We start from the raw sequence: 26,948 nt of genomic DNA, 5'->3' as shown, positions 1-26,948 counted from the left end.
CTAACCGGAGATTTCCATGACCCTGCGCGTGGCGTTTATCGACGATCATGACATTGTGCGTTCGGGCTTTGTGCAACTGCTGTCACTGGAGGCCGATATTCAGGTGGTGGGCGAGTTCAGCAGCGCGGCACAGGCGCGCGCCGGCCTGCCGGGGCTGGAGGCGGAAATCTGCATTTGCGACATTTCGATGCCGGACGGCAGCGGGCTGGATCTGCTGGCGGACATTCCTTCCGGCATCCGTGTGGTGATGCTGTCGATGCACGATAACCCGGCGCTGGTGGAAATGGCTCTGGAACGCGGCGCCAGCGGCTTTCTCTCCAAGCGCTGCAAGCCGGAAGATCTGATCACCGCGGTGCGCACCGTCGCCGGCGGCGGCGTCTACCTGATGCCGGAAATCGCGCAGCAGCTGGCGCGGGTGAGGGTCGATCCGTTGACCCGCCGCGAGCGCGAGATCGCGCTATTGCTGGCGCAGGGCCAGGAGGTGCGTGAGATCGCCGCCGCCTTGGGGCTGTCGCCGAAAACGGTGCATGTGCACCGCGCCAACCTGTTCGCCAAGCTGGGCATCAACAACAACGTCGAACTGGCCAGACGGATGCTGAACCTGTGACGCAGCGCCTGATCACCCAGCTGGCGCTGTTTTTCATCTACGCCGCCAGCGCGTTTTGCCTGTGGGGCATCGGCACCGCGCTGATCGCCCCCCCCTGGCAGGCGCTGCTGCTGTTTCCGTTCGGCCTGCGCATGGGCATTTTGCTGCAGAGCCCGTACCGTTTCTGGCCGGGGATCCTGCTGGCTGACCTGCTGCTGATGGCGTTGCTGGCGGATCAGTTCGGCTACGGCCCGGCGCTGTGGGCGTCGGTGGCGGTGCTGGTGTTGACGGTGCTGCTCAGCCTGCTGGCCTCGCCGTGGCTGTTGCGCCATCAGCAGAGCGACAGCGAATGGCGCTGGCCGCTGTTGCAGGGCGCGGTGGTCGCCATCGCCGCCTTGCTGCAGGCGTTGGTATGGCAGCTGGTGAGCGGCGAAGGCGCCCGCGCGCTGCTGCTCGGCCTGACCGGTGGTTTCACCATCGCGCCAACCTGCCTGCTGTTGTGGCACTATCTGGCGCGCCAAATCTGGGTGCCGCTGGAGCCGGGGCTGATCCACAAGCCGGTGGAGCTGCGTCTGGGCCACCTGGCCAGCTATCTGTTGCTGTTTGCGTTCAGCATCTGGCTGCAGCAGCAGGTTAACGCCGCCGAGCTGCGCCGTTTCGCGCCGTTCTGCCTGGCGATCCCCATCGTGTTCATGTCTTATCGCTATGGCTGGCAGGGCGCGCTGTTGGCGACGCTGCTCAACGGCGTGGCGCTGATGGTCAACGAGCCGCCGCAGCCGGAGTCGCACCGCGATCTGTTGCTGTCGCTGCTGGCCCAAAGCCTGACCGGGCTGCTGCTGGGCGCCGGCATTCAGCGCCAGCGCGAACTGAATCAGCAACTGCGGCTGCGGCTGGCGGAGAATCGGCAGCTGGCGCGGGCGCTGGTGACGGCGGAGGAGCAAACCCGGCGCGAGGTGGCGCGCGAGCTGCACGATGAAGTGGGGCAGACCATCACCGTGATCCGCACTCAGGCCAGCATCGTCAAGCGTCTGGCGCCGGAACCGGCGGTGATCGGCTGCGCCGACACCATCGATGCGCTGGCGCTGCGGGTCTACGACGGGGTGCACGATGTGCTGACCCAGCTGTGGCCGGCGGCGCTGAACAACCTGCCGCTGTCGGCGGCGGTGGCGGCGATGCTGCGGGAGTCGCTGCCGCAGGACGCGTCGCTGGTGAGCAGCATGCAATGGCAGGTGCCCGACGAGCTGCTGGATGAAACGCTGAAAATCACGCTGTATCGGGTGTGTCAGGAAGGGGTGACCAATGTGTGCCGCCACGCCGGCGCCAGTCGCCTGGAGCTGGATGCGCGCCTGCAGCCGCGCAAAGGCGCCGCGCCGCAGATCGCCCTGACCATCCGCGACAACGGCGTGGGCTTCGATGCGGAAAACCATCAGCCGGGGTACGGCCTGCGCGGCATGCAAGAGCGCATCAGCGCCCTCGGCGGCAGCCTGCGGTTCACCGCTGAGCGGGGCGCCTGTTTGAGTGTGATCTTGCCCACAGTTTCACCGGCGCAAACGCAAAACTAGGAAAAACTCCTAACCGCCTCGAGAATCCGGCGTAAGCCCCCTGCGCGCGCGAGGAGCATCATAGCGGCACTTTAATTCAATCCTCTGAGGTTCCACATGTGGTCTTTCCTTAAAAGCCGCCCGGATGCGCCGCAGGTCACCGATCAACGGCAGATCGACGCCAGCTACAAATACTGGCGCATTCAGCTGATGTGCACCATGTACATCGGTTATGCCGCGTTTTACTTCACGCGCAAAAGCTTCAACTTCATCATGCCGGCGATGCTGAGCGATCTGGGTCTGACGATGTCCGACGTCGGCATCCTCGGCACGCTGTTCTACATCACCTACGGCTGTTCGAAATTCATTTCCGGCATGATCAGCGATCGCTCCAACCCGCGTTACTTTATGGGGCTGGGCCTGATCATGACCGGGGTGCTGAATATCTTCTTCGGCCTCAGCTCGTCGCTGCTGATGCTGGGCACGCTGTGGATCCTCAACGCCTTCTTCCAGGGCTGGGGTTGGCCGCCGTGCTCTAAAATCCTCACCAGCTGGTATTCGCGCTCCGAGCGCGGCAGCTGGTGGGCGATTTGGAACACTTCGCACAACGTCGGCGGCGCGCTGATCCCGCTGCTGGTCGGCTTTATCTCGCTGCACTTCAGCTGGCGTTACGGCATGATCATTCCCGGCATCATCGGCGTGGTGCTCGGCCTGCTGATGTGCTGGCGCCTGCGCGACAAGCCATCCACCCTGGGGCTGCCGAGCGTCGGCAAATGGCGCAACGACGCCATGGAGCTGGTGCAGGAATCGGAAGGCCAGGGGCTGAGCAACCGCGAGATCATCAAGCGCTACGTGCTGACCAACAAGTACATCTGGCTGCTGGCGGTCTCTTACGTGCTGGTGTATATCGTGCGCACCGCGATCAACGACTGGGGCAACCTCTACCTGACGCAGGAAAAGGGCTATTCGCTGATGACCGCCAACTCGGCCATCTCGCTGTTTGAAGTGGGCGGCTTTATCGGTTCGCTGGTGGCCGGTTGGGGTTCCGACAAGCTGTTCCGCGGCAACCGTGGCCCGATGAACCTGATCTTCGCTATCGGTATCTTCCTGTCGGTAGCCGCGCTGTGGCTGATGCCGGGCGTGACTTACCTGCTGCAGGCCTGCTGTTTCTTCGCCATCGGCTTCTTTATCTTCGGTCCGCAGATGCTGATCGGCATGGCGGCGGCGGAGTGCTCGCACAAGGATGCGGCGGGCGCCGCGACCGGTTTCGTCGGCCTGTTCGCCTACCTGGGCGCGGCGCTGTCCGGCTACCCGATCGCGCGAGTGATGGAGATCTGGCACTGGAACGGCTTCTTCGTGGTGATTTCCATCGCCGCCTGCCTGTCGGCGCTGTTCCTGCTGCCATTCCTGCGCGCGCAGACGCCGGCGCTGAAACCGGCCAACGCCTGAGTAAAATACGCTGCGCAACCCCCGGCGCAGCGTATTATGGCGCTTTTATCACCACTTGAAATGCAGGGGCAAAAAAGTGATTGACGCCTATAACCGCCAGCAGTAAGATGCGCCCCGCATCGGCGAGTAGCGCAGCTTGGTAGCGCAACTGGTTTGGGACCAGTGGGTCGGAGGTTCGAATCCTCTCTCGCCGACCACCATTCGAAAAACCTGCTTTTAAAGCAGGTTTTTTTTCGTCTGCGGTTTATGAGGATGAGTACCTCCGCAGGAGGTTCGAGCCTCGCGAAGCGAGACAACGTTGCTTTAGCAACGGCCCGCAGGGCGCGCATCAACGATGCGCGTAATCCTCTCTCGCCGACCACCATTCGAAAAACCTGCTTTTAAAGCAGGTTTTTTTTCGTCTGCAGTTTATGAGGATGAGCACCTCCGCAGGAGGTTCGAGCCTCGCGAAGCGAGACAACGTTGCTTTAGCAACGGCCCGCAGGGCGCGCATCAACGATGCGCGTAATCCTCTCTCGCCGACCACCATTCGAAAAACCTGCTTTTTAAAGCAGGTTTTTTTTCGCCTGCAGTTTATGAGGATGAGTACCTCCTCCGATACGGTCGGCTTCGCTTTATGGCGTGCGTCAATCCACCGTCCTCGTGAAATATATTTATCCTTTACGCTTAATTAATTCACACTCCTTATTCCCATTGGGCTCTTTTTCTCATATTTAAATAAATTCATGCTTGCCGAATAAAACCCGGTTTATAGCGCTCTTGTTTTCACATTTTTTTTACCTATAGTCTGAATGGACAACGCGGGATATGTTATTCCCGCTGCGTGGAAAATATCGTGATTATTTATTAACGCTAATCTTCGTGGATTATTGCGGAATTTTTTCGCTTCGGCAATGCATCGCGACGATTAACTCTTTTATGTTTATCCTCTCGGAATAAAGGAATCAGTTATGCGCAAATTTAATAAACCGCTGTTGGCGCTGTTGATCGGCAGCACGCTGTGTTCCGCGGCGCAGGCCGCCGCGCCGGGCAAGCCGACCATCGCCTGGGGCAACACCAAGTTCGCCATCGTTGAAGTTGACCAGGCGGCTACCGCTTATAATAGTTTGGTGAAGGTAAAAAATGCCGCCGATGTTTCGGTCTCTTGGAATTTATGGAATGGCGACACCGGTACGACGGCAAAAGTTTTATTAAATGGCAAAGAGGCGTGGAGCGGCCCGTCAACCGGTTCTTCCGGTACGGCGAATTTTAAAGTCAATAAAGGCGGCCGTTATCAAATGCAGGTGGCATTGTGCAATGCCGACGGCTGCAGCGCCAGCGACGCCACCGAAATTGTGGTGGCCGACACCGACGGCAGCCATTTGGCGCCGTTGAAAGAGCCGCTGCTGGAAAAGAATAAACCGTATAAACAGAACTCCGGCAAAGTCGTCGGTTCTTATTTCGTCGAGTGGGGCGTTTACGGGCGCAATTTCACCGTCGACAAGATCCCGGCGCAGAACCTGACCCACCTGCTGTACGGCTTTATCCCGATCTGCGGCGGCAACGGCATCAACGACAGCCTGAAAGAGATCGAAGGCAGCTTCCAGGCGCTGCAGCGCTCCTGCCAGGGCCGCGAGGACTTCAAAGTCTCGATCCACGATCCGTTCGCCGCGTTGCAAAAAGCGCAGAAGGGCGTTACCGCCTGGGATGACCCCTACAAGGGCAACTTCGGCCAGCTGATGGCGCTGAAACAGGCGCATCCTGACCTGAAAATTCTGCCGTCGATCGGCGGTTGGACGCTGTCCGACCCGTTCTTCTTCATGGGCGATAAGGTGAAGCGCGATCGCTTCGTCGGTTCGGTGAAAGAGTTCCTGCAGACCTGGAAGTTCTTCGATGGCGTGGATATCGACTGGGAGTTCCCGGGCGGCAAAGGCGCCAACCCGAACCTGGGCAGCCCGCAGGACGGGGAAACCTATGTGCTGCTGATGAAGGAGCTGCGGGCGATGCTGGATCAGCTGTCGGCGGAAACCGGCCGCAAATATGAACTGACCTCTGCCATCAGCGCCGGCAAGGACAAGATCGACAAGGTGGCTTACAACGTTGCGCAGAACTCGATGGATCACATCTTCCTGATGAGCTACGACTTCTATGGCGCCTTCGATCTGAAGAACCTGGGGCATCAGACCGCGCTGAATGCGCCGGCCTGGAAGCCGGACACCGCTTACACCACGGTGAACGGCGTCAATGCGCTGCTGGCGCAGGGCGTCAAGCCGGGCAAGATCGTGGTCGGCACCGCCATGTATGGCCGCGGCTGGACCGGGGTGAACGGCTACCAGAACAACATTCCGTTCACTGGTACCGCCACCGGGCCGGTCAAAGGCACCTGGGAGAACGGCATCGTGGACTACCGCCAAATCGCCGGCCAGTTCATGAGCGGCGAGTGGCAGTATACCTACGACGCCACGGCGGAAGCGCCTTACGTGTTCAAACCTTCCACCGGCGATCTGATCACCTTCGACGATGCCCGCTCGGTGCAGGCCAAAGGCAAGTACGTGCTGGATAAGCAGCTGGGCGGCCTGTTCTCCTGGGAGATCGACGCGGATAACGGCGATATTCTCAACAGCATGAACGCCAGCCTGGGCAACAGCGCCGGCGTTCAATAATCGGTTGCAGTGCGTTGCCGGGGGATATCCTTTCGCCCCCGGCTTTTTCGCCGCCGAAAGTTTTTTTACGCCGCACAGATTGTGGCTCTGCCCCGAGCAAAACGCGCTCATCGGACTCACCCTTTTGGGTAATCCTTCAGCATTTCCTCCTGTCTTTAACGGCGATCACAAAAATAACCGTTCAGATATTCATCATTCAGCAACAAAGTTTTGGCGTTTTTTAACGGAGTTAAAAACCAGTAAGTTTGTGAGGGTCAGACCAATGCGCTAAAAATGGCCGCTTAGCATAAATTTTCATGCTGGAACTGTTAACAAAAAGTTTTTTTTATGTTTGTTTGCTGTTTCTCACAGTCTGCGTAAATCCCCACTGGTTATATTGACGACACCCCAAACAGTTGGCAACTTGATAGCCTCAGGGGTAAGAGCGAGAGTTGTTTGAGTGAATTCCACGCGCTCAGACATCCCCGCCGCGATGCGTTCCATCCGGCATTCTCTCCTCGTACGCCTTCTGCCTTCGGGCGCCGATCGCACAGGCCACGCAATAAAAAATACAGGTCTGGCGGCAATTACACACATCACATCACACAATGGAGCACTAACGATGACACGTTCCTTGGGTAAATCGGGGATTCTGAAATTCGGTATTGGGCTGATCGCGCTGACCGTGGCGGCCAGCGTACAGGCCAAGACGTTGGTTTACTGTTCTGAAGGTTCCCCGGAAGGGTTCAACCCGCAGCTGTTTACCTCCGGCACCACCTATGACGCCAGCTCGGTACCAATCTACAACCGGCTGGTCGAATTCAAGACCGGCACCACCGAGCTGCAGCCGGGCCTGGCTGAGAAGTGGGACGTCAGCGAAGACGGCAAAACCTACACCTTCCACCTGCGCAAAGGCGTGAAGTGGCAGAGCAGCAAAGACTTCAAACCGACGCGCGATTTCAACGCCGACGACGTGGTGTTCTCCTTTGAACGCCAGTTGGATGCGAACAACGCCTATCACAAAGTGTCCGGCGGCAGTTACGAATACTTTGAAGGCATGGACATGCCGAAGCTGATCGCCAAGATCGAAAAAGTGGACGACAACACCGTGCGCTTCGTGCTGAACCGCCCGGAGGCGCCGTTCCTGGCTGACCTGGGCATGGACTTCGCATCCATTCTGTCCGCCGAATACGCTGACGTGATGATGAAAGCCGGCACGCCGGAGAAAGTCGATCTGAACCCGATCGGCACCGGCCCATTCCAGCTGCTGCAATACCAGAAAGACTCCAAGATCCTGTACAAGGCGTTCGACGGTTTCTGGGGCACCAAGCCGAAGATCGATCGCCTGGTGTTTTCCATCACGCCTGACGCCTCCGTGCGCTACGCCAAACTGCAGAAAAACGAATGCCAGGTGATGCCGTATCCGAACCCGGCCGATATCGCCCGCATGAAGCAGGACAAGTCCATCAACCTGATGGAACAGCCGGGCCTGAACGTGGGCTATCTGTCGTTCAACGTCGAGAAAAAGCCGCTGGATAACCTGAAGGTGCGTCAGGCGTTGACCATGGCGGTCAACAAGCAGGCGATCATCGACGCGGTTTATCAGGGCGCGGGCCAGGCGGCCAAGAACCTGATCCCGCCGACCATGTGGGGCTATAACGACGCGGTGCAGGATTACGCTTACGATCCGGCCAAGGCGAAAGAGCTGCTGAAAGAAGCGGGCATGGCCGACGGTTTCAGCATCGATCTGTGGGCGATGCCGGTACAGCGTCCTTACAACCCGAACGCGCGCCGCATGGCGGAAATGATCCAGGCCGACTGGGCCAAGATCGGCGTGAAAGCCAAAATCGTGACCTATGAGTGGGGTGAATACCTCAAGCGCGCCAAAGCGGGCGAGCACCAGACGGTGATGATGGGCTGGACCGGCGACAACGGGGATCCGGACAACTTCTTCGCCACGCTGTTCAGCTGCGCGGCGGCGAAAGACGGCTCCAACTACTCCCGCTGGTGCTACAAGCCGTTTGAAGATCTGATTCAACCGGCGCGCGCCGAATCCAACCACGACAAGCGTATCGAACTGTACAAACAGGCGCAGGTGGTGATGCACGATCAGGCTCCGGCGCTGATTGTCGCACACTCCACCGTGTATGAGCCTGTGCGTAAGGAAGTGAAAGGCTACGTCGTGGATCCGCTCGGTAAGCATCACTTCGAGAATGTCTCTGTAGACTGATTTCGACCGCTTTACCGGAGACGCACGAATGGACTTGCAGGGGCGCAACAGGTTTGCGCCTCTGCTGACCAGTCTCCGGCGTATGGCCGTCGAATCGTTCAAAGGCATGTGAGCGTTAATAAGCCTGGCGGACGATGAGCTGCCGGGCATTGATACAGAGAGTTCGGGATATGTTGCAGTTCATACTCCGACGTTTGGGGTTAGTTATCCCAACGTTTATCGGCATTACGTTGCTGACTTTTGCATTCGTCCATATGATCCCCGGCGACCCGGTGACCATCATGGCCGGGGAACGCGGTATCTCCGCCGAGCGCCACGCGCAGCTGATGGCGGAAATGGGGCTGGACAAGCCGCTCTATCAACAATATTTCTCCTACGTGTCCAACGTGCTGCACGGCGATCTGGGCACCTCACTCAAAAGCCGCATCTCCGTCTGGAGCGAGTTCGTTCCGCGCTTCCAGGCCACGCTGGAGCTGGGTTTCTGCGCGATGCTGTTTGCGGTGCTGGTGGGCATCCCGGTCGGGGTGCTGGCGGCGGTCAAACGCGGTTCGGTCTTCGATCACACCGCGGTGGGCATCTCGCTGACCGGCTATTCGATGCCGATTTTCTGGTGGGGCATGATGCTGATCATGCTGGTGTCGGTGCAGCTTAACCTGACGCCGGTGTCGGGGCGCATCAGCGACACGGTATTCCTCGACGACAGCCACCCGCTGACCGGCTTCATGCTGATAGACACCCTGATCTGGGGCGAGCCTGGCGACTTCGTCGACGCGGTGATGCACATGATCCTGCCGGCCATCGTACTGGGCACCATCCCGCTGGCTGTGATCGTGCGCATGACCCGTTCCTCGATGCTGGAAGTGTTGGGCGAAGACTATATCCGCACCGCGCGCGCCAAGGGCGTGAGCCGCATGCGAGTGATCGTCGTCCACGCGCTGCGCAACGCGCTGCTGCCGGTGGTGACGGTGATCGGGCTGCAGGTTGGCACCATGCTGGCCGGCGCTATTCTGACGGAAACCATCTTCTCCTGGCCGGGGCTGGGCCGCTGGCTGATCGACGCGCTGCAGCGCCGCGATTACCCGGTGGTGCAGGGCGGGGTATTGCTGGTCGCCTGTATGATCATTCTGGTTAACCTGCTGGTAGACGTGCTCTACGGCGTGGTCAACCCGCGTATTCGCCACAAGAAATAAGGGGCGCTCTCATGTCTCAAATCACTGAGTCTGCAGTTAAAGGTGCGCCGAAGCCGATGACCCCGTTTCAGGAGTTTTGGCACTATTTCAAGCGCAATAAAGGGGCCGTGGTCGGCCTGGTGTACATCGTTCTGATGCTGGTGATCGCGCTCGGCGCCGGCGTGCTGGCGCCGCATGCGCCGGCGGACCAGTTCCGCGACGCGCTGCTCAAGCCGCCGGTGTGGCAAGAAGGCGGCAGCTGGCAATATATCCTCGGCACCGACGACGTGGGCCGCGACGTGCTGTCGCGCCTGATGTACGGTGCACGGCTGTCGCTGTTGGTCGGCTGTCTGGTGGTGGTGCTGTCGCTGATCATGGGCGTGATATTCGGCCTGCTGGCCGGTTACTTCGGCGGCGTGGTGGACGCGATTATCATGCGCATCGTCGACATCATGCTGGCTCTGCCGAGCCTGTTGCTGGCGCTGGTGCTGGTGGCGGTATTCGGGCCGTCGATCGTCAACGCCTCGCTGGCGCTGACCTTCGTCGCCCTGCCGCACTATGTGCGTCTGACGCGCGCGGCGGTGCTGGTGGAGGTCAACCGCGACTACGTCACCGCTTCGCGGGTGGCGGGCGCCGGCGCGCTGCGCCAGATGTTCGTCAATATTCTGCCTAACTGCCTGGCGCCTTTGATCGTGCAGGCTTCTCTCGGTTTCTCGAACGCCATTCTGGACATGGCCGCTCTCGGCTTTCTGGGCATGGGTGCGCAGCCGCCGACGCCGGAGTGGGGCACCATGCTCTCCGACGTGCTGCAGTTCGCGCAAAGCGCCTGGTGGGTGGTGACCTTCCCCGGCCTGGCGATCCTGCTGACGGTGCTGGCATTTAACCTGATGGGGGACGGTTTGCGTGACGCTCTCGACCCCAAACTCAAGCAGTAACAGAGGACGAGAGAGATGGCGTTATTGAATGTAGACAAGCTTTCGGTGCACTTCGGTGACGAAGGCACCCCGTTCCGCGCGGTAGACCGCATCAGTTACAGCGTGGAGCAAGGTCAGGTGGTCGGCATCGTCGGTGAATCCGGCTCCGGCAAATCCGTCAGCTCGCTGGCGATCATGGGCCTGATCGATTTCCCCGGCAAGGTGATGGCCGACAAGCTGGAGTTCAACGGCCAGGATCTGCGCAAGATCTCCGAAAAAGAGCGCCGCCAGCTGGTGGGCTCCGAAGTGGCGATGATCTTCCAGGATCCGATGACCAGCCTGAACCCGTGCTATACCGTCGGTTACCAGATCATGGAGGCGCTGAAGGTGCATCAGGGCGGCAACCGCCGCACCCGCCGTCAGCGCGCTATCGACCTGCTGACGCAGGTGGGCATTCCCGATCCGGCTTCGCGGCTGGACGTATACCCGCACCAGCTTTCCGGCGGCATGAGCCAGCGCGTGATGATCGCCATGGCCATCGCCTGTCGGCCGAAGCTGCTGATCGCCGACGAGCCGACGACCGCGCTCGATGTGACTATCCAGGCGCAGATCATCGAACTGCTGCTGGATCTGCAACAGCGCGAAAATATGGCGCTGCTGCTGATCACTCACGATCTGGCGCTGGTGGCGGAAGCGGCGCATCACATCATCGTGATGTACGCCGGCCAGGTGGTGGAATCCGGCAAGGCGGCGGAGATTTTCCGCGCGCCGCGCCACCCGTACACCCAGGCGCTGCTGCGCGCGCTGCCGGAGTTCGCCGCCGACAAGGCGCGGCTGGCTTCGCTGCCGGGCGTGGTGCCGGGCAAATACGATCGCCCGACCGGTTGCCTGCTCAATCCGCGTTGTCCGTACGCCAACGAGCGCTGCCGTAACGAGGAGCCGGAACTGCGCAGCATTCCCGGCCGTCAGGTTAAATGTCACACACCGCTGGATGATGCGGGGAGGCCGACCGTATGAGCCAGAATCAACCTTTACTGCAGGCGATTGACCTGAAGAAGCATTACCCGGTAAAAAAGGGCCTGTTCGCGCCGGAGCGGCTGGTCAAGGCGCTCGACGGCGTGTCCTTCACCCTGGAGCGCGGCAAAACGCTGGCGGTGGTCGGTGAGTCGGGCTGCGGCAAATCAACGCTCGGCCGCCTGCTGACGATGATTGAAGTGCCGACCGGCGGCGAGCTGTATTACCGGGGGCAGGATCTGCTGAAGCCGGACGTCTCGGCCGAGAAACTGCGGCGCCAGAAGATCCAAATCGTGTTCCAGAATCCTTACGGATCGCTCAACCCGCGCAAGAAGGTCGGGCAGATCCTCGAGGAGCCGCTGTTGATCAACACGTCGCTCAGCGCCGCCGAACGGCGGGAAAAAGCGCTGGAGATGATGGCGAAGGTCGGCCTGAAGACCGAGCATTATGACCGCTACCCGCACATGTTCTCCGGCGGCCAGCGCCAGCGTATCGCTATCGCCCGCGGGCTGATGTTGAATCCGGACGTGGTGATCGCCGATGAACCGGTGTCGGCATTGGACGTGTCGGTGCGCGCGCAGGTGCTGAATCTGATGATGGATCTGCAGCAGGAGCTGGGGCTGTCCTATGTGTTCATCTCGCACGATCTGTCGGTGGTGGAACACATCGCCGACGAGGTGATGGTGATGTACCTCGGCCGCTGCGTGGAAAAGGGCAGCAAAGAGGCGATCTTCAACAACCCGCGCCATCCGTACACCCAGGCGCTGCTGTCGGCGACGCCACGGTTGAACCCGGATATGCGCCGCGAGCGCATCAAGCTGACCGGCGAACTGCCCAGCCCGATGAATCCGCCGCCGGGCTGTGCGTTCAATGCCCGCTGCCGCCGCGCTTTCGGCACCTGCGTGCAGCTGCAGCCGCAGCTAAAACAGTACGGTGAGCAGATGGTGGCCTGCTTTGCGGTCGATCAGGACGAACATCCGGGGGCGTAAAGCGTCGAACGTCATCGCTTAAATTCACGCCGGCATCACGCCGGCGTTTTTTATTACTCAATCAAAGGGTTAATAAGTAGAAAACTACCACAGTCCGCCATTTTAATTACCTCCCTAATTAAATTCTGATAAGAGTTATTTTTCTAAGAATCTTCGCATGAGAATAATAATCGAATTATGGAATTCAACGGGTTGTTGTTAATAACATTATATCGGCCTATCGGCTTCACCATTTTTATTATAAAAGCCCAAAAAAACGCGCCGTCGGCGCGCTTTAGGTTGATGAGGCCGCGCTTATTGCGGATAAGGCACCCAGTCGCCGCCGTTCAGGCGAATGTAAGGTTTCCCCTGATATTGCATCACGATGGCGTTGTCGTTTTCGGAGATGACCGGGGTCTGCGGCAGCCCCTGGGTCAGCGCCTGCCAGTCGACGCTGGATTCGCTGAAGACCTTGCCGTCCACCAGACGTGATACCAGCTCCGACAGCGCCAGATAGCTGCTCGGCGTTTTGATCTGCAGCGGGCTGCCCTGATGCGGCGCCTTCATGCCCACCAGTTTGATGCCGACCGGCGTATGGGTGATGTTCGGGCTGGGAATATCGCGCAGGCCGGACATTTGCATCTTGTCGCCCACCAACGCCGCGCCGTGCTCCGGCACGATCACCACCACCACTTTGCGGCCGGATTTTTCCAGCTGATCGAGGAAGGTGTTCAGCTGATCGAACAGCTTCTGCGCGCGCGGCTGATAGTCGGCGCTCTTGTTGGAGCCGACGAAGCGGTTGCCGTCGTGCAGCGGGATGACGTTGAAGAAGGTGGCGGTGCGGGCGTCTCCGGCTTTTTGCTGCTGATCCAGCCAGCGGGTCAGCAATTCCAGATCGTTATAAATCGGCTCACCGTCGAACGACGTCAGCTCGTTGCCGATGCCGGCCTGCGACATTAACGGCGCCTGCATGTCGCCCTGTTCACGCAGCTCTTTCAGGTAGTTGCCGAACACACCGGAGTGATCGAGCATCAGCTGTTGCTTGAAACCGAGCTTCGCCAGGTTGTCGAACAGGTAACACTGCTGGTTCACCGGCTGGTACAAATCATGATGCGAAAGCTGGCCGCAGCTGGCGCGCAGCAACCGTATCGAGGCCGGGCCGCTGTAGGCGGTGGCCGAGTTGAAGCTGTCGAACATGATGTCCATCTTCGACCACAGCGGATGGTTCTGCAGGTTGACCGCCTCCATATCGGCCCAGGCCAGCGAACAGATGTTGATCACCAGCAGATCGAACGGTTGGGCGTCGGCGGGCAAGGTGGCCGGGAACGCGGTGGCGCGGCCTTTTTCCCGCTCGTAGAACTGGTTCAGGTAGGCCGTCAGGTTGGCGCTGGTCGGCGGCAGGCTGTCTGCCGGCGCAGCGTCCCCCGCCGCCGGCGCTGATGTGGCCGGGGTATTGGCGCCGCCGGCGGCAGCCGTGGAAGTGGCGGGCAGCAGTGAAACCGCCGGCCCGGCGATGTTGACGATATTGAGCCACGCCAGCGCCGCCACGGTGAACACCGTGACGCGCACCCACTGTGCGACGAACAGGTAGGCGATAAACAGCACGAAGGCCGCGCCGATCATCTGCCAGTTGATAAAGCGGTTGATCAGCTCCAGCAGATACTGGGCGCTGAAACCGGCCAGCTGCGAGCCCTGGCTGAGGATGCTGTTGATGCCCGGCAGCCAGGTGTCGTGGTAGAACAGCGCGATGCCGATCGGGATAGCGAGGTAATGGCGCCAGCGATGCAGGCGTTGCGAAGGGATCGGCATCAGCAGAAACGCCATGAACACCAGGTTCGGCAGCGCGTGGAAATTCAGGTAGCCGAACCACAGCAGGGCGAATTTGGCCAGAAAGTAGAGGTTCCAGCCGCCCAGCCCGCGCCAGTAGCGCCACAGAGCGTTATCGGATTGCGTCTTCGAGTTTGGATTCATGGCTGCTTCTTACGTTTAATCTGAGATGAGGAGCCTGTGCGCACCCATAAACCGGCGGATTTCAAATAGCGCGGCGATAACAACAGGTTTTGCCAGTATTGACGCAAATGCGGAAAACGCCGGTGAAAGGCGTAGCCCAGCGGAATGAAGATCAGCGCGCACAGCAGGATCAGTTGCACGATGTCGTTAAGGTTCAGCATGCGGTTCCTCCTGCGGGCCAAGCGGCAGCGTGAAGGCGACCGGCTGCCGCCGTTCCGCGGGCACCTCGGCCGCCGCCACGCGGGGGCGCGGCGCGGCACCGGCGGTGCCGGTGGCCGAAATCTGCCAGCGCCCCTGGGCCATGCGTTTGATTTCCGAAATGATATCGACATCCTGGTGCCACACCACCCGGTTGCTGAAGGCTTCATCCACCGGCAGGCGGAAGATGAACTTCAGCGCGGTATCCAGATCGTTGATGCGGCAGGTGGAAAGGAACAGCACCAGCCGCCCCTGCACCACGGTCATCACGTCGCCGAACCGCCGCAGGTGGCACAGGGTCATCGCCTGTTCGGCGCGCAGGCCGGTGGCCGGGCGCAGCGCTACCATCACGCCTTTGCCGTCCTCTGGCAGCAGCGTGTTGCCCATCAGCGAAAGCACCGCCTGGCTGAACGCTTCCGGCCGCATGTAGCCTTTGAGCTGCAGCGGACGCAGCCCGGCCAGCAGCGCATCGATGTCGGCGGGCACATGCCGTGAGAAGCGCTGCCCCTGGATGCCCTCGAGCATGGTCAGAAAACGCGACAGCGGCGCGACGTGCGGCACGATCAGGTTGGCGCCGCAGGCCAGCAGCAGCCGTTCGTCGCTGTAGCGCAGGCTGGCGCTCATCTCGCGCACCGCGATTTTCAGGCCGTTGCCGCGGCTGCGGCGCAGGGTGTGGATCTGGTGCGCCAGATGATCGATTTGGTCGCTTTGATACAACGCGAAAATCAACGTCGCCGAGAGTCTCAGCATGCCGTGCTGCGCCAGTTCGTCGTTGCTCTCCAGCAGTTGCCAGTTGGCGGACAGCGGCGGCGCGCCTTCCAGGATGCTGCGCTCGGCCAGATACAGGCTTTCGTCGCTGCGTAAGGCGGTGGGGGAGGGTTGGCTATTTTCATCCTCGCCCTGCCAGCCGCCTTCCGCCGCATACAAGGTCAGCAGCTGGTTGGCGTTGATGCCGTTTTCGGTGCTCCACCAGTTCACCAGGTATTGCGCGCTGTCCTGCTGCCATTGCAGGCTGGACAGGCCGTTCAGGATGCGGTGCTGTGCGCTGAGCTGCCCTTTGAGCTTATTGATGCCGCCGCCGTGGCTAAGGATCAACAGCGTACAGCCCTGCCGCCGCAGCCAGGCGGCAAGGGTGCGCGTCCACTCGCGCAGCTCTTCGGTGGTGAAGGTTTGCCACAGGCTGGCGTGGGCCAGCAGGATAAGTAAGCGATTTTGCGGCCGCAGGGCGCGCATCAGATCGTCGTTCAACTGTGTCAGCGCGGCTTTTTTCTCCGGTAATTGATACAGCGGCAGCTTCTGCAACGCGGGCGCAGCCAGTTCGGCCAGCAGGCGCTCGGGTTTGTCGCCGCTGCAGATCAGGGCGACTTTGTGAGTGGCCGGTTGAGCGGCGATGACCTGGCGACACAGCAGCGCGGCGTCGCTTTGCCTGTCGATATTGATCCAATAAAGCCCGGGGGCCTGCATCACCGACAGCTCTTCCCAAATCTGCCGAATGCCTAGAGAAAAAGAGTGCGCCATAGGATGTATTCTACTTTCGTTGAAAGCCGACTAAAGGCGTTTATATTTAAAGATAGCCATTTTTACGCTGGCAATAACAAATCTCCGACGCTCTTCAACAATATTTGTTGAGAATCATCTTATTGCCTCTCTCTTTTTGTATCGTTGCTATAGTTAATTAACATAGCCTATTTTCGCCAAGGCGGAAGAATGAATAACGCACCCACCCATTTTCGTGCAGCGGCGCCTGGGGAGAGCCAGGATGACCTGCAGGCGCTCAGCCAGGCTTTTTCATTGCCGAAATTACGCTATGTCGATATTTCGCGGCAGGAGCGGTTAACGCAAATGATGACGCGCTGGCCACTGTTGGCCGAATTGGCGCAGACCACGGGGAGCCACTGATCTATGCCGGTGCTCGCGCTGCAAGGGTTGCGGGGTGGAATGGGGACGACCTCGGTCACGGCGGCGCTCGCCTGGGCGTTGCAGCAGCTGGGCGAGTCGGTGCTGGCGATCGACTTCACGCCGGATAATCTGCTGCGCTTGCATTTCAACACCCCGTTCGAGCTGGCGCGCGGCTGGGCCCGCGCGGAGCGGGATGGCGGCGTTTGGCAGGAAGGCGCGCTGCGTTATTGTGAAAACCTCGACTTTCTGCCTTTTGGCCGCCTGAATGGGGCGGAACGGCTGGAAGTGCAGCACCAGTGTCGGCAACAGCCGGAACGCTGGCGCGACAACCTGCGCCAACTGATCGCCGGCGATCCGCAGCGCTGGATCCTGCTGGATGTCCCGGTCGGGGACGGCGTGCTGGCGCAGCAGGCGCTGCAGCTTGCCGACAGCGTGTTCGTGCTGTTGAACCCCGATGCCAACTGTCAGGTGCGGCTCCATCAACAGACGCTGCCGAATGACTGCCGTTTCCTGGTCAATCACTACTCCTCCGCCAGCCAGCTGCAGCAGGATCTGCATCAGCTGTGGCTGCAAACCCTGAGCGGCCTGCTGCCGGTGGTGATCCACCGCGACGAAGCGTTGGCGGAAGCGCTGGCGGTCAAACAGCCGTTGGGCGAGTATCGCCCCGAGAGCCTGGCGGCGGATGAAGTGCTGACGCTGGCCAACTGGTGCCTGATCAACCTCAAACGGGGCGTTGCCCCATGAGCCGGGTGCTGAGCCTGCTGCTGGTACCGCCGGTGCGTCAGGCGGTGCAGGCGCGCTACCGCGGCTATCGCCGCAACGGCGCGTCGGCGCTGACCGCCTTTTTCGCCACGCTGTTGGTGGCGCTGGGGTGGATGCTGCTGCGCTTCGAGTCACCGGCCTGGCAGCGCGTGCGCGTCGGCCGCGCTTACTGGTTCCCGCATCTGTCCGCCGAACGCCCGCGCCCGGCGGATGCGCTGCGCTATCTGCTGCAGGGCCTGTGGCTGCTGCTGTTTCGCAGCGGTCGCGCGCCGGTGCCGCGCGACTATTTCGCCGGGTGGCGGCGGCTGCAGCAGCGCTACGCCGATTGGCTGCAGAGCCTGCCGCAACGGCTGAAAAACGCCGGCGTGGAACAGCGTTCGGTAGAGCGCCTCGGCCGCATGAACCGCGGCATGCGACGCGCGCTGTTTATTCTGGTCGGCGTGCTGGCGGCGATCCTCGCCATACTGTGCATTTCGCAGCCGTTCGATCTGTCGGCGCAGTTCGTGTTCGTCGTGCTGCTGTGGGGGATCGCGATGGTGGTGCGCCGGGTGCCGGGGCGTTTGCCTGCGCTGATGCTGATCGTGCTGTCGCTGACCGTGTCCTGTCGTTACCTGTGGTGGCGTTATACCGCCACGCTGAACTGGGACGATCCGCTCAGCCTGGTGTGCGGCCTGTTGCTGCTGGTGGCGGAAACCTACGCCTGGGTGGTGCTGGTGCTGGGCTATTTCCAGACCATCTGGCCGCTTAACCGCCAGCCGGTGCCGTTGCCCGAAGACAGCGCCACCTGGCCGACCATCGATCTGATGGTGCCGACCTACAACGAAGACCTCGGGGTGGTGAAGCCCACCCTCTATGCGGCGTTGGGCATCGACTGGCCGAAAGAGAAAGTGAACATCTATATCCTCGACGACGGCAATCGCCCCGAATTCCGGGCGTTCGCCGCCGAAGTGGGGGTGAAATACATCGCCAGGCCGACCCACGAACACGCCAAGGCCGGCAACATCAACAATGCGCTGAAGCAGGCCACCGGCGAGTTCGTGGCGATTTTCGACTGCGACCACGTGCCGACGCGCTCCTTCCTGCAGCTGACCATGGGCTGGTTCTTCAAAGACAAAAAGCTGGCGATGCTGCAGACCCCGCACCACTTCTTCTCGCCGGATCCGTTCGAGCGCAACCTCGGCCGCTTCCGCCAGACGCCCAACGAAGGCACTTTGTTCTACGGGCTGGTGCAGGACGGCAACGACATGTGGGACGCCACCTTCTTCTGCGGCTCTTGCGCCATTCTGCGCCGCAGCGCGCTGGACGAGATCGGCGGCATCGCGGTGGAAACCGTCACCGAAGATGCCCATACCTCGCTGCGTTTGCACCGGCGCGGGCACACCTCGGCCTATATCCGCATTCCGCAGGCCGCCGGGCTGGCGACCGAAAGCCTGTCGGCGCACATCGGCCAGCGCATTCGCTGGGCGCGCGGCATGGTGCAGATCTTCCGGCTCGACAACCCGCTGCTGGGCAAGGGGCTGAAACTGGCGCAGCGCCTGTGCTACGCCAACGCCATGCTGCACTTCCTGTCGGGCATTCCGCGGCTGATCTTCCTCACCGCGCCGTTGGCGTTTTTACTGCTGCATGCCTACATCATCTTCGCGCCGGCGCTGGCGATCGCGCTTTATGTGCTGCCGCACATGATCCACGCCAGCCTGACCAACTCGCGCATCCAGGGGAAATACCGCCATTCGTTCTGGAGCGAGATCTATGAAACGGTGCTGGCCTGGTATATCGCGCGGCCGACGACGGTAGCGCTGTTCAATCCGCACAAGGGCAAATTCAACGTCACCGCCAAAGGCGGCCTGGTGGAAGAGGAGCACGTAGACTGGGTGATCACCCGGCCTTACATGTTCCTGGTAGTGCTTAACCTGGCTGGGCTGGCGTTCGGCGCCTGGCGGCTGGCCTATGGCCCGACGGACGAGGTGATGACGGTGATCATCAGCCTGGTGTGGGTGCTGTACAACATGACCATTCTCGGCGGCGCGGTGGCGGTGGCGGTGGAGGCCAAGCAGGTGCGCCAGGCGCACCGCGTGGAGATCGCCATGCCGGCGGCGATCGCGCGTGCCGATGGCCACCTCTACCCCTGCACGCTGCGCGATTACTCCGACGGCGGCGTGGGCATTGAGATGCGAGTGGAAAACGCGTTGAAAGACGGCGACAAGGCCTCGCTGTTGCTCAAGCGCGGCCAGCAGGAGTACAGCTTCCCCTGTGTGGTGACGCGCGCCTTCGGCAACAAGGTGGGGGTGCGTCTGGTCAGTCTCTCCACCCGTGAACACATCGATTTCATTCAGTGCACCTTCGCCCGCGCCGATACCTGGGCGCTGTGGCAGGACGGGTTCCCTGAAGACCGGCCGATCGAAAGCCTGCGCGACGTGCTGGCGTTGGGCTTCCGCGGCTATGTGCGCATGGCGGACTACGCGCCGCCGCTGGTGCGCGGCCTGCTGGTCGGGGTCACTTCGCTGACCGCCTGGGTAGTGTCGTTTATTCCGCGCGGCGTCGGCAGGGATCCGACCTTGGGTCAACAAGAAACCGTGGGTTAGCTGCGAGTTCAACCGCCCGCTCACTCGCCCGGTGAACAGGCTCCAACATTGATGATGATACGATGACGAGAAAAATAACCTGGTTAACTGCTCTGGCCTTAGGCATCAGCACCCTGTCGCAGGCCGAAACCGCCACCGCGCCGACCGTGGCGGCCCAGCCGCCGATCGCCGCGGCGGCCGATACGGCGACCGCGCCGCAGGATCCGAATGCGCCGGTGCGCGACGTGTCGCTGCCGTTCGCGCAGATAGCGCCGCCGCCGGGCACCTTTGTTCTGCGCGGCACCCGGCCGGACGGGCAGATCGAGTTCGGCGTGCGCAGCGATGAGGTGGTCTCGCAGGCGATGCTCGACCTGGAATTTACGCCGTCGCCGGCGCTGATCCCGGTCGAGTCGCACGTCAAGGTCTATCTGAACGACGAACTGATGGGCGTGACCACGATCTCCAAAGAGCAGCTGGGCAAGCCCAATCGCATCCAGATGGCGATCGATCCGCGCTATATCACCGATTTTAACCGCGTCCGGCTGGTGTTCGTCGGCCATTATCAGAACATCTGCGAAAACCCGGCCAGCACTTCGTTGTGGCTCGACGTCAGCCAATCCAGCGCGCTGAAGCTGCGTTTCCAGACGCTGCCGGTGAAAAACGAGCTGTCGCACTTCCCTGAGCCGTTCTTCGACAGCCGCGACAATCGGCCGCTGACGCTGCCGATGGTATTCGCCGGCCAGCCTGATCTCGCCCAGCAGCGCGCGGCGGGCATTCTGGCCTCCTGGTTCGGCAGCAAGGCGCAGTGGCGCGGGCAATCCTTCCCGACGCTGTACAATGCGCTGCCGGCGCAGCACGCGGTGGTGTTCGCCACCAACTCACAGCGCCCGGATTTCCTGCGCGATTATCCGGCGGTCAACGGCCCGACGGTGGAGATGATCAGCCACCCCGACAATCCGTACGTCAAACTGCTGTTGATTCAGGGGCGTGACGACAACGATTTGATCACCGCGGTGAAGGGTATCGCGCAGGGTAACATTCTGTTCCGCGGCCAGAACGTGACGGTAGACAAGGTGGAACAGCTCGCGCCGCGCCAGCCTTACGACGCGCCGAACTGGGTGCGCACCGATCGGCCGATGACCTTCGCCGAGCTGCAGCAATATGCCGAACAGCTGCAAACCAGCGGCATCGAACCCGGCCCGATTTCGCTGACCATGAACCTGCCGCCGGATCTGTTCCTGATCCGCAGCACCGGCATCGACATGCACCTGAAATACCGTTATACCGCGCCGCGCATTCAGGACGGTTCGCGGCTGAGCGTCAGCCTGAACAACCAGTTCGTGCAGGCTTACTCGCTGGTGCCGGAACACGAGCAGGGCGCGCAGCTGCTGCGACTGCCGCTGACGCAGGGGCTGCTCGACTCCGACAGGAACGTCAGCATCCCGGCGTTGCGGCTGGGCGCCACCAACCAGCTGCGCTTTGACTTTGACTACACCACGCTGCTGGCCAGCGGCGCGGAAGGGCGCTGCGAAACCTACTCCTTCACGCAAAACCACGCGGTGATCGACGGCGCGTCCACCATCGATTTCTCCGGCTATCGCCACTTTATGGCGATGCCGGATTTGCGCGCCTTCGCCAACGCCGGCTTCCCGTTCAGCCGCCTGGCGGATCTGTCGCAAACGCTGGTGTTGGTGAACCAGAAACCGCAGCCGGCGCAGGTCAGCGCGCTGCTGAACGCGCTCGGCGTGATCGGCGCGCAAACCGGCTACCCGGCGCTGGCCTTTACGCTGAGCGACGACTGGTCGCAGGCCAAGGATCGTGACGACGATATCCTGATGATCGGCACCATTCCGCCGGCGCTGCGCGACGACAAGAAAATCAGCCTGCTGGTGGACGCCACTCAAAGCTGGGTGAAGCAGCCGACGCGCCAACCGCCGTTGCCGAGCGCGGAATTGCTGGCGGAGGACGCCAAGCCGGACAGCAAAACCACCGTCAGCTCCGAGGGCGCAATGTCGGCGATCATCGGTGTGCAATCGCCGTTCAACGATCAGCGCAGCATCGTGGCGCTGCTGGCGGACAGCCCGCGCGGCTATGAGTTGCTGAACAATGCCCTGCTGGACAGCGGCAAGCGCGCCGCGGTGTTCGGCTCGGTGGCGGTGATCCGCGAATCGGGGGTCAACAGCCTGCGCGTCGGCGATGTTTACTATGTCGGCCACCTGCCTTGGTGGGAGCGGCTGTGGTATGCCCTCTCCACCCATCCGGTCCTGCTGGCGGTGCTCGCGGTGGTGCTGGTGGTGATCCTGGGGCTGATGCTGTGGCGCGGCCTGAAGGCCTTCAGCCGGCGGCGTCTGGCGCCTGAAGATCGGGATTGACGGCGGTGAACGCGATGCTGCAACGCCTGTCGCTCGGCATGCTGCTGCTGTGCGCTTTCAGCGCGGCGGCGGCCTGCGAGTGGCCGGGCTGGCAACAGTACAAGCAGTTCTACATCAGCCCGCAGGGACGGGTGATCGACCCGAGCAGCCCGAACAAAATCACCACCTCTGAGGGCCAGAGTTACGGCCTGTTCTTCGCCCTGGTGGCCAATGACCGGCCGACCTTCGACCAGCTGTTGACCTGGACGGAGAACAATCTGGCGGCGGGCGATCTCAGCGCCCGTTTGCCCGCCTGGCTGTGGGGCGAGAGCGACGATAAGCAGTGGAAGGTGCTGGACGCCAACTCGGCGTCGGACGCCGATCTGTGGATCGCCTACAACCTGCTCGAAGCCGGCCGCCTGTGGAAAAGCCGGCGTTATCAAACCCTGGGGACGCTGCTGCTGCAACGCATCGGCCGCGAGGAAGTGGCCGACATTCCCGGCCTGGGCCTGATGCTGCTACCGGGCAAAGTCGGGTTCGTGGCGGAAGATCGCTGGCGGCTGAATCCCAGCTACCTGCCGCCGCAGCTGTTGGCGCGTTTTGCGGCGCTGAACGGCCCATGGCGCGCGATGCGCGAGGTCAATCAACGGCTGTGGCTGGACACCGCGCCGCACGGTTTCTCACCGGATTGGGTGGTGTGGCGGGTCGGTGCCGGTTGGCAGCCGGACACCGTCAAGCCGAACGTCGGCAGCTACGACGCCATTCGGGTTTATCTGTGGGCCGGCATGCTGGCGGACGACGATGAACACAAGGCGGCACTGCTTGAACGCTTCCAGCCGATGGCGCAGTTCACTGCCAAACAGGGCGTTCCGCCGGAGAAAACCGATACCGCCAGCGGCAAAACCACCGGAGACGGCCCGGTCGGTTTCTCCGCTTCTGTGCTGCCGATGCTGGCGACGCAGGCTGAAGCGCTGGCGGTGCAGCGGCAGCGCATCAGCGAGCACCCGCCGGGTGACGACGCCTATTTCAGCGCTTCGCTGACGCTGTTCGGTCAGGGGTGGGATCAACAACGTTATCGCTTTAATCGTCAGGGTGAATTGCAACCCTCGTGGGACGGCCAATGCACAACTTCAAAATAAACTGGCTGAATTTGATTCCGCTGAGCCTGGCGATGCTGCCGCAGGCGCGCGCTGCGGAGGCCGTGGCCCCGGAACAGTGGCTGCTGGAACAGGTGCGCATTGGCGAGGCCGGCAACAAGGACGATCTGGTGCGCCAGTCGCTGTACCGGCTCGAGCTGATGGATCCGAACAACCCGGACGTGATCGCCGCGCGCATGCGTTTGGCGCTGCGGCAGGGCAACATGGCGCTGGCGCAGCAGCAGCTGGACAAGCTGAAAACCCTCGCGCCACAGTCCAGCGCCTATCGCCAGGCGCAAATGAACATGCTGCTGACCCAGCCGGAAACCCGGCAAAAGCTGCAGCAGGCGCGTCTGATGGCGACCGCCGGCCGGTTGCCGGAAGCCAAGGCGCAGTACGATGCGCTGTTTCACGGCGAGCCGCCGACGCTCGATCTGGCGGTGGAATACTGGCGGCTGGTGGCGCGTTTGCCGGGGCAGGAGGCGAAGGCGTTAAAGCAGCTGCAGGCGCTGGATCAGCAATATTCAGGCAATGTGGCGCTGCGTATGTCGCTGGCGCGTATGCTGTTCAGTCAGAACCAGGACGCGCAGGCCTATGAACTGCTGCAGAAGATCGCCGCCGATCCGGCCGGGCGCGGCGATGCCGCCGATCTGTGGCTGGACAAGGTCAAAGCGATGCCGGTCAGCGCGCAGAGCGTGGCGGCGCTCAACCGCTTCCTCGGCGTGTTCGACACTGGCGATCAGGCGACCAGCGCCCGCGAAGAGCTGGCCAGACAGCAGAAATTGTTGGCCGATCCGACCTATCAGGCGCGGGTGCGCGGCCTGGCGCAGGTGGATAAAGGCGGCAGCCGGGCAGCCATTCCTGAGTTGCAAAAGGCGCTGGCGGCGGCGCCGAACGACGCCGAGGTGCTGGGGGCGCTCGGCCAGGCCTACTCGCGCGCCGGCAACCGCCCGCAGGCGCTGAAGCTGTTTCGCCAGGCGCTGGCGGCCGACAAGAACGGCTACGACAGCGGCAAGTGGCAGAGCCTGATCAAAAGCACCAGCTACTGGCTGGCGATCGACGAGGGCGACAAGGCGCTGAAGGCCGGCAATCTCGCGCTGGCCCGGCAGAAATATCAGCAGGCGCGCCAGCTCGACGACGGCGACGGCGACGCGTTCATCGGCCTGGGCGATGTGGCGGTGGCGAGCAAGGATGACGCCGCGGCGGAAGGGTTTTATCAGCAGGCGTTGCGACGCGATCCCGGCAACGGCAGCGCGCTGCGCGGCCTGGTGAATATCTATCAGCGCCAGTCGCCGGAAAAAGCGCTGGCCTACCTCAACGGCCTGCCGCGCAGCCAACAGGCCAAGCTGCGCAGCACCCTCGACGGACTGCGGCTCGATATGTTGAAGCAGCGGGCGGAGACGCTGGCGGCACAGCAGCAGTGGCAGCAGGCGGCGGAAATCTATCGCCGCGCTCAGCCGATGGATCCCGACGACGTCTGGCTGACCTATCGCTATGCGCAGGCGCTGCGTCAGGCCGGGCAGCCGCAGCAGGCAGACGCTCTGTTCCGGCAGCTGGCGCAACGCCAACCTGCCAATCCGCAGCTGACCTACGCCTATGCGCTCTATCTTTCCGGCAGCGATCGCGACAGGCAGGCGCTGGCACAACTCAATACGCTGCCTGCGGCACAGTGGAACGACAACATGCGCGAGCTGGCGCAGCGGCTGAAAATGCAGGCGGTAATCGAGCATGCCGAACGGCTGCGGGCGGCCGGTGACGAACCGGCGGCGGAAGCCTATCTGCGCCGGCAGCCGGCGGACACGCGCATCGATTTGCTGCTGGCCGACTGGGCACTGGCGCGCGGGGAGTATGCGGCGGCGCTGGACGACTATCAGCGGGTGAAACGGCGTGAGCCGAACAACCCGGATGCGCAGCTGGGCGAGATCGAAGCCTATGTAGCGCAGGGGGATCTGGACGCGGCGCGTCAACGGCTTAAAACCGAACCGCAGCCACAAGACGCTTCGCTCAACAGCCAGCGGCGAGTCGCCAACGCCTGGGGGGCGGTCGGCGATCCGCAGCAGGCCGAAGCTATCTTCGACCGACTGAAAACGGCGGCGGCTTCGGAGCCCGTCGGACAGACCAAGGCGCTGGTTTACCGTGATGCCGCCCGGCTGGAGCGGACTCAGCAACAGCCTGAACGGGCGCAGCAGGATTACCGCCAGGCGATGGTGGCCAGCGGCATCACGCCGACGCTGCCGCAGGATAATGACAGCTACACCTATTTGACGCGCAATAATCCGAGCGACGACTGGCTGAAACGCGGCATCCGCTCCGACGCCGCGGATCTGTATCGACAGCAAGACGTGAACGTCACGCTCGATCACGATTACTGGCGCTCGAGCGGCACCGGCGGCATCTCCGACTTCAACGCGCACGATACCATGCTGCAGGTGGACATGCCGCTGTATGACGGGCGCGCCTTCTTGCGCACCGACACCGTGCAGCTGGATGCCGGCCGCTTCTCGACCGACGGCAGCGGCAAATACTACGAAACCTTCGGCACCTGCCACACACAAGGGTGCCGCGGCGATGAACACCAGAAAACCACCGGCACCAGCGTGGCGGCCGGCTGGAAAAACGATCGCTGGGCCGCCGACATCGGCACGACGCCGATGGGCTTTGAGGTGGTCGACTGGACCGGCGGCCTGGCCTACAGCGGTGACTGGAACCACATCGGCTGGACGCTGGCGGCCTCGCGACGGCCGATCTCCAGCTCGCTGCTGGCGTTCGGCGGCGCCAAAGACCCGAATACCGGCATCACCTGGGGCGGCGTGCGCGCTACCGGCGTCAGCCTGAGCGCCAGCTACGATCGCGGCGAGGCGAACGGCGTCTGGGCCGATCTCAGCGCGCACCAGATTACCGGCAAGAACGTGGCGGACAACCAGCGGCAGCGGTTGATGGCCGGTTACTACTACAAGCTGATCAACGAAGACAATCGCCGCCTGAGCGTCGGGCTCAATACCATGCTGTGGCACTACCAGAAGGATTTGAGCGGCTATTCGCTGGGGCAGGGCGGCTATTACAGCCCGCAGCAATATCTGTCGCTGTCGCTACCGGTCAACTACCGCCAGCGCACCGAGAACTGGTCGTGGGAGCTGGGCGGTTCGGTTTCGCTGTCCCATTCGAAGACCGACAGCCAGCGCCGCTATCCGCTGCAGGGGCTGATCCCGGATTCGTTGCCCGATAAGTTCGCCGTCGAGGACGGCAGCTCTTCGAGCGGCGTCGGTTATACCCTGCGGGCGATCGTCGAACGCCGTCTCAGTTCGCACTGGACGCTCGGCGCCGGCATCGATATCCAACAGGCGAAGGACTATACGCCGAGCCACGCGTTGATTTATCTGCGTTATTCCCTGGCCGGCTGGCAAGGGGATCTCGATTTGCCGCCGCAGCCGCTGACGCCATACGCCGACTTCAAGTAGCCGGGAGGGGAAGATTCGGAGTGTCGGACACCGGGGAGTTTTGTTACCCTGTGTCCGGGTCGCGTTTGTCCGCTTTAGGAA

General features: G+C 62.0%; 18 protein-coding genes, 1 tRNA gene and 2 other RNA genes. 18 read left to right on the top strand and 3 right to left on the bottom strand.

Features of this window, described 5'->3' with window-relative positions; translation table 11 throughout:
- Nucleotides 1-16: 16 nt before the first annotated feature.
- From uhpA to dppF, 12 genes are all read left to right on the top strand, one after another.
- Entirely contained in the window at nt 17-607 is a 591-nt protein-coding gene (uhpA, locus tag ACMGF9_RS23120; RefSeq protein ID WP_004934117.1) for a transcriptional regulator UhpA, read from the top strand.
- Nucleotides 604-2,148, top strand: coding sequence for a signal transduction histidine-protein kinase/phosphatase UhpB (gene uhpB / locus ACMGF9_RS23115; protein ID WP_021504114.1), 1,545 nt, complete (start codon nt 604-606; stop codon nt 2,146-2,148). Before uhpA ends, uhpB begins: the two co-directional genes overlap by 4 nt.
- A gap of 96 nt (nt 2,149-2,244) precedes the next feature.
- Nucleotides 2,245-3,576 carry an MFS transporter gene (locus ACMGF9_RS23110; protein WP_004934121.1) on the top strand — a complete coding sequence of 444 codons (1,332 nt, stop codon included), beginning with the start codon at nt 2,245-2,247 and terminating at the stop codon, nt 3,574-3,576.
- A gap of 120 nt (nt 3,577-3,696) precedes the next feature.
- Nucleotides 3,697-3,773: transfer RNA gene (locus ACMGF9_RS23105), tRNA-Pro, on the top strand.
- A gap of 35 nt (nt 3,774-3,808) precedes the next feature.
- A non-coding RNA gene (locus tag ACMGF9_RS23100) (RtT sRNA) lies at nt 3,809-3,937 on the top strand.
- Between the two features lie 35 nt (nt 3,938-3,972).
- Nucleotides 3,973-4,101, top strand: a non-coding RNA gene (locus ACMGF9_RS23095) — RtT sRNA.
- Between the two features lie 425 nt (nt 4,102-4,526).
- Complete coding sequence (locus ACMGF9_RS23090) at nt 4,527-6,218, top strand: glycosyl hydrolase family 18 protein (protein ID WP_021504113.1); 1,692 nt, start codon at nt 4,527-4,529, stop codon at nt 6,216-6,218.
- Between the two features lie 601 nt (nt 6,219-6,819).
- The gene (dppA, locus tag ACMGF9_RS23085; protein ID WP_004934126.1) at nt 6,820-8,427 is read left to right on the top strand and encodes a dipeptide ABC transporter periplasmic-binding protein DppA; all 1,608 of its coding nucleotides are present in this window, start codon (nt 6,820-6,822) and stop codon (nt 8,425-8,427) included.
- A gap of 170 nt (nt 8,428-8,597) precedes the next feature.
- On the top strand, nt 8,598-9,617 hold the full coding sequence (gene dppB, locus ACMGF9_RS23080; RefSeq protein ID WP_015376236.1) for a dipeptide ABC transporter permease DppB: 1,020 nt from the start codon (nt 8,598-8,600) through the stop codon (nt 9,615-9,617).
- An 11-nt stretch (nt 9,618-9,628) separates the two neighbouring features.
- On the top strand, nt 9,629-10,531 hold the full coding sequence (gene dppC / locus ACMGF9_RS23075; protein ID WP_004934130.1) for a dipeptide ABC transporter permease DppC: 903 nt from the start codon (nt 9,629-9,631) through the stop codon (nt 10,529-10,531).
- A 15-nt stretch (nt 10,532-10,546) separates the two neighbouring features.
- On the top strand, nt 10,547-11,527 hold the full coding sequence (dppD, locus tag ACMGF9_RS23070) for a dipeptide ABC transporter ATP-binding protein (protein ID WP_004934132.1): 981 nt from the start codon (nt 10,547-10,549) through the stop codon (nt 11,525-11,527).
- Nucleotides 11,524-12,513, top strand: a complete 990-nt coding sequence (gene dppF / locus ACMGF9_RS23065; RefSeq protein ID WP_021504110.1) for a dipeptide ABC transporter ATP-binding subunit DppF — start codon at nt 11,524-11,526, stop codon at nt 12,511-12,513. Before dppD ends, dppF begins: the two co-directional genes overlap by 4 nt.
- Before the next feature lie 294 nt (nt 12,514-12,807).
- On the opposite strand, the gene bcsG is transcribed toward dppF, so the two are convergent.
- The 3 genes from bcsG to bcsE are packed head-to-tail and all read right to left on the bottom strand — an operon-like array spanning nt 12,808 to nt 16,218.
- Complete coding sequence (gene bcsG, locus ACMGF9_RS23060; RefSeq protein ID WP_044030236.1) at nt 12,808-14,463, bottom strand: cellulose biosynthesis protein BcsG; 1,656 nt, start codon at nt 14,461-14,463, stop codon at nt 12,808-12,810.
- Nucleotides 14,460-14,663: a cellulose biosynthesis protein BcsF gene (gene bcsF / locus ACMGF9_RS23055; RefSeq protein ID WP_004934139.1), complete on the bottom strand. Its 204-nt coding sequence runs from the start codon at nt 14,661-14,663 to the stop codon at nt 14,460-14,462. The genes bcsG and bcsF overlap by 4 nt, the downstream gene beginning before the upstream one ends.
- Entirely contained in the window at nt 14,650-16,218 is a 1,569-nt protein-coding gene (gene bcsE / locus ACMGF9_RS23050) for a cellulose biosynthesis protein BcsE (protein WP_414160450.1), read from the bottom strand. Before bcsE ends, bcsF begins: the two co-directional genes overlap by 14 nt.
- A 189-nt stretch (nt 16,219-16,407) precedes the next feature.
- Here bcsE and bcsR point away from each other — a divergent pair, with 189 nt between their 5' ends.
- From bcsR to bcsC, 6 genes are all read left to right on the top strand, one after another.
- Nucleotides 16,408-16,599 (top strand): cellulose biosynthesis protein BcsR, encoded by a 192-nt coding sequence (gene bcsR, locus ACMGF9_RS23045; protein ID WP_004934148.1) that lies wholly within the window; start codon nt 16,408-16,410, stop codon nt 16,597-16,599.
- A gap of 3 nt (nt 16,600-16,602) precedes the next feature.
- Nucleotides 16,603-17,343: a cellulose biosynthesis protein BcsQ gene (gene bcsQ, locus ACMGF9_RS23040; RefSeq protein ID WP_015376240.1), complete on the top strand. Its 741-nt coding sequence runs from the start codon at nt 16,603-16,605 to the stop codon at nt 17,341-17,343.
- Nucleotides 17,340-19,943 (top strand): UDP-forming cellulose synthase catalytic subunit, encoded by a 2,604-nt coding sequence (gene bcsA / locus ACMGF9_RS23035; protein ID WP_004934153.1) that lies wholly within the window; start codon nt 17,340-17,342, stop codon nt 19,941-19,943. Before bcsQ ends, bcsA begins: the two co-directional genes overlap by 4 nt.
- A 62-nt stretch (nt 19,944-20,005) precedes the next feature.
- Nucleotides 20,006-22,294, top strand: coding sequence for a cellulose biosynthesis cyclic di-GMP-binding regulatory protein BcsB (bcsB, locus tag ACMGF9_RS23030; RefSeq protein WP_414160449.1), 2,289 nt, complete (start codon nt 20,006-20,008; stop codon nt 22,292-22,294).
- Between the two features lie 5 nt (nt 22,295-22,299).
- On the top strand, nt 22,300-23,412 hold the full coding sequence (bcsZ, locus tag ACMGF9_RS23025) for a cellulose synthase complex periplasmic endoglucanase BcsZ (protein WP_080062489.1): 1,113 nt from the start codon (nt 22,300-22,302) through the stop codon (nt 23,410-23,412).
- Nucleotides 23,394-26,867 carry a cellulose synthase complex outer membrane protein BcsC gene (gene bcsC / locus ACMGF9_RS23020; RefSeq protein WP_414160446.1) on the top strand — a complete coding sequence of 1,158 codons (3,474 nt, stop codon included), beginning with the start codon at nt 23,394-23,396 and terminating at the stop codon, nt 26,865-26,867. The genes bcsZ and bcsC overlap by 19 nt, the downstream gene beginning before the upstream one ends.
- The last annotated feature ends 81 nt before the right edge of the window (nt 26,868-26,948 follow it).

The sequence above is a fragment of the Serratia sp. BNK-23 genome (assembly GCF_047456145.1).
Lineage (GTDB): Bacteria > Pseudomonadota > Gammaproteobacteria > Enterobacterales > Enterobacteriaceae > Serratia > Serratia nematodiphila.
This window is presented reverse-complemented; position numbering and strand designations above follow the sequence as displayed.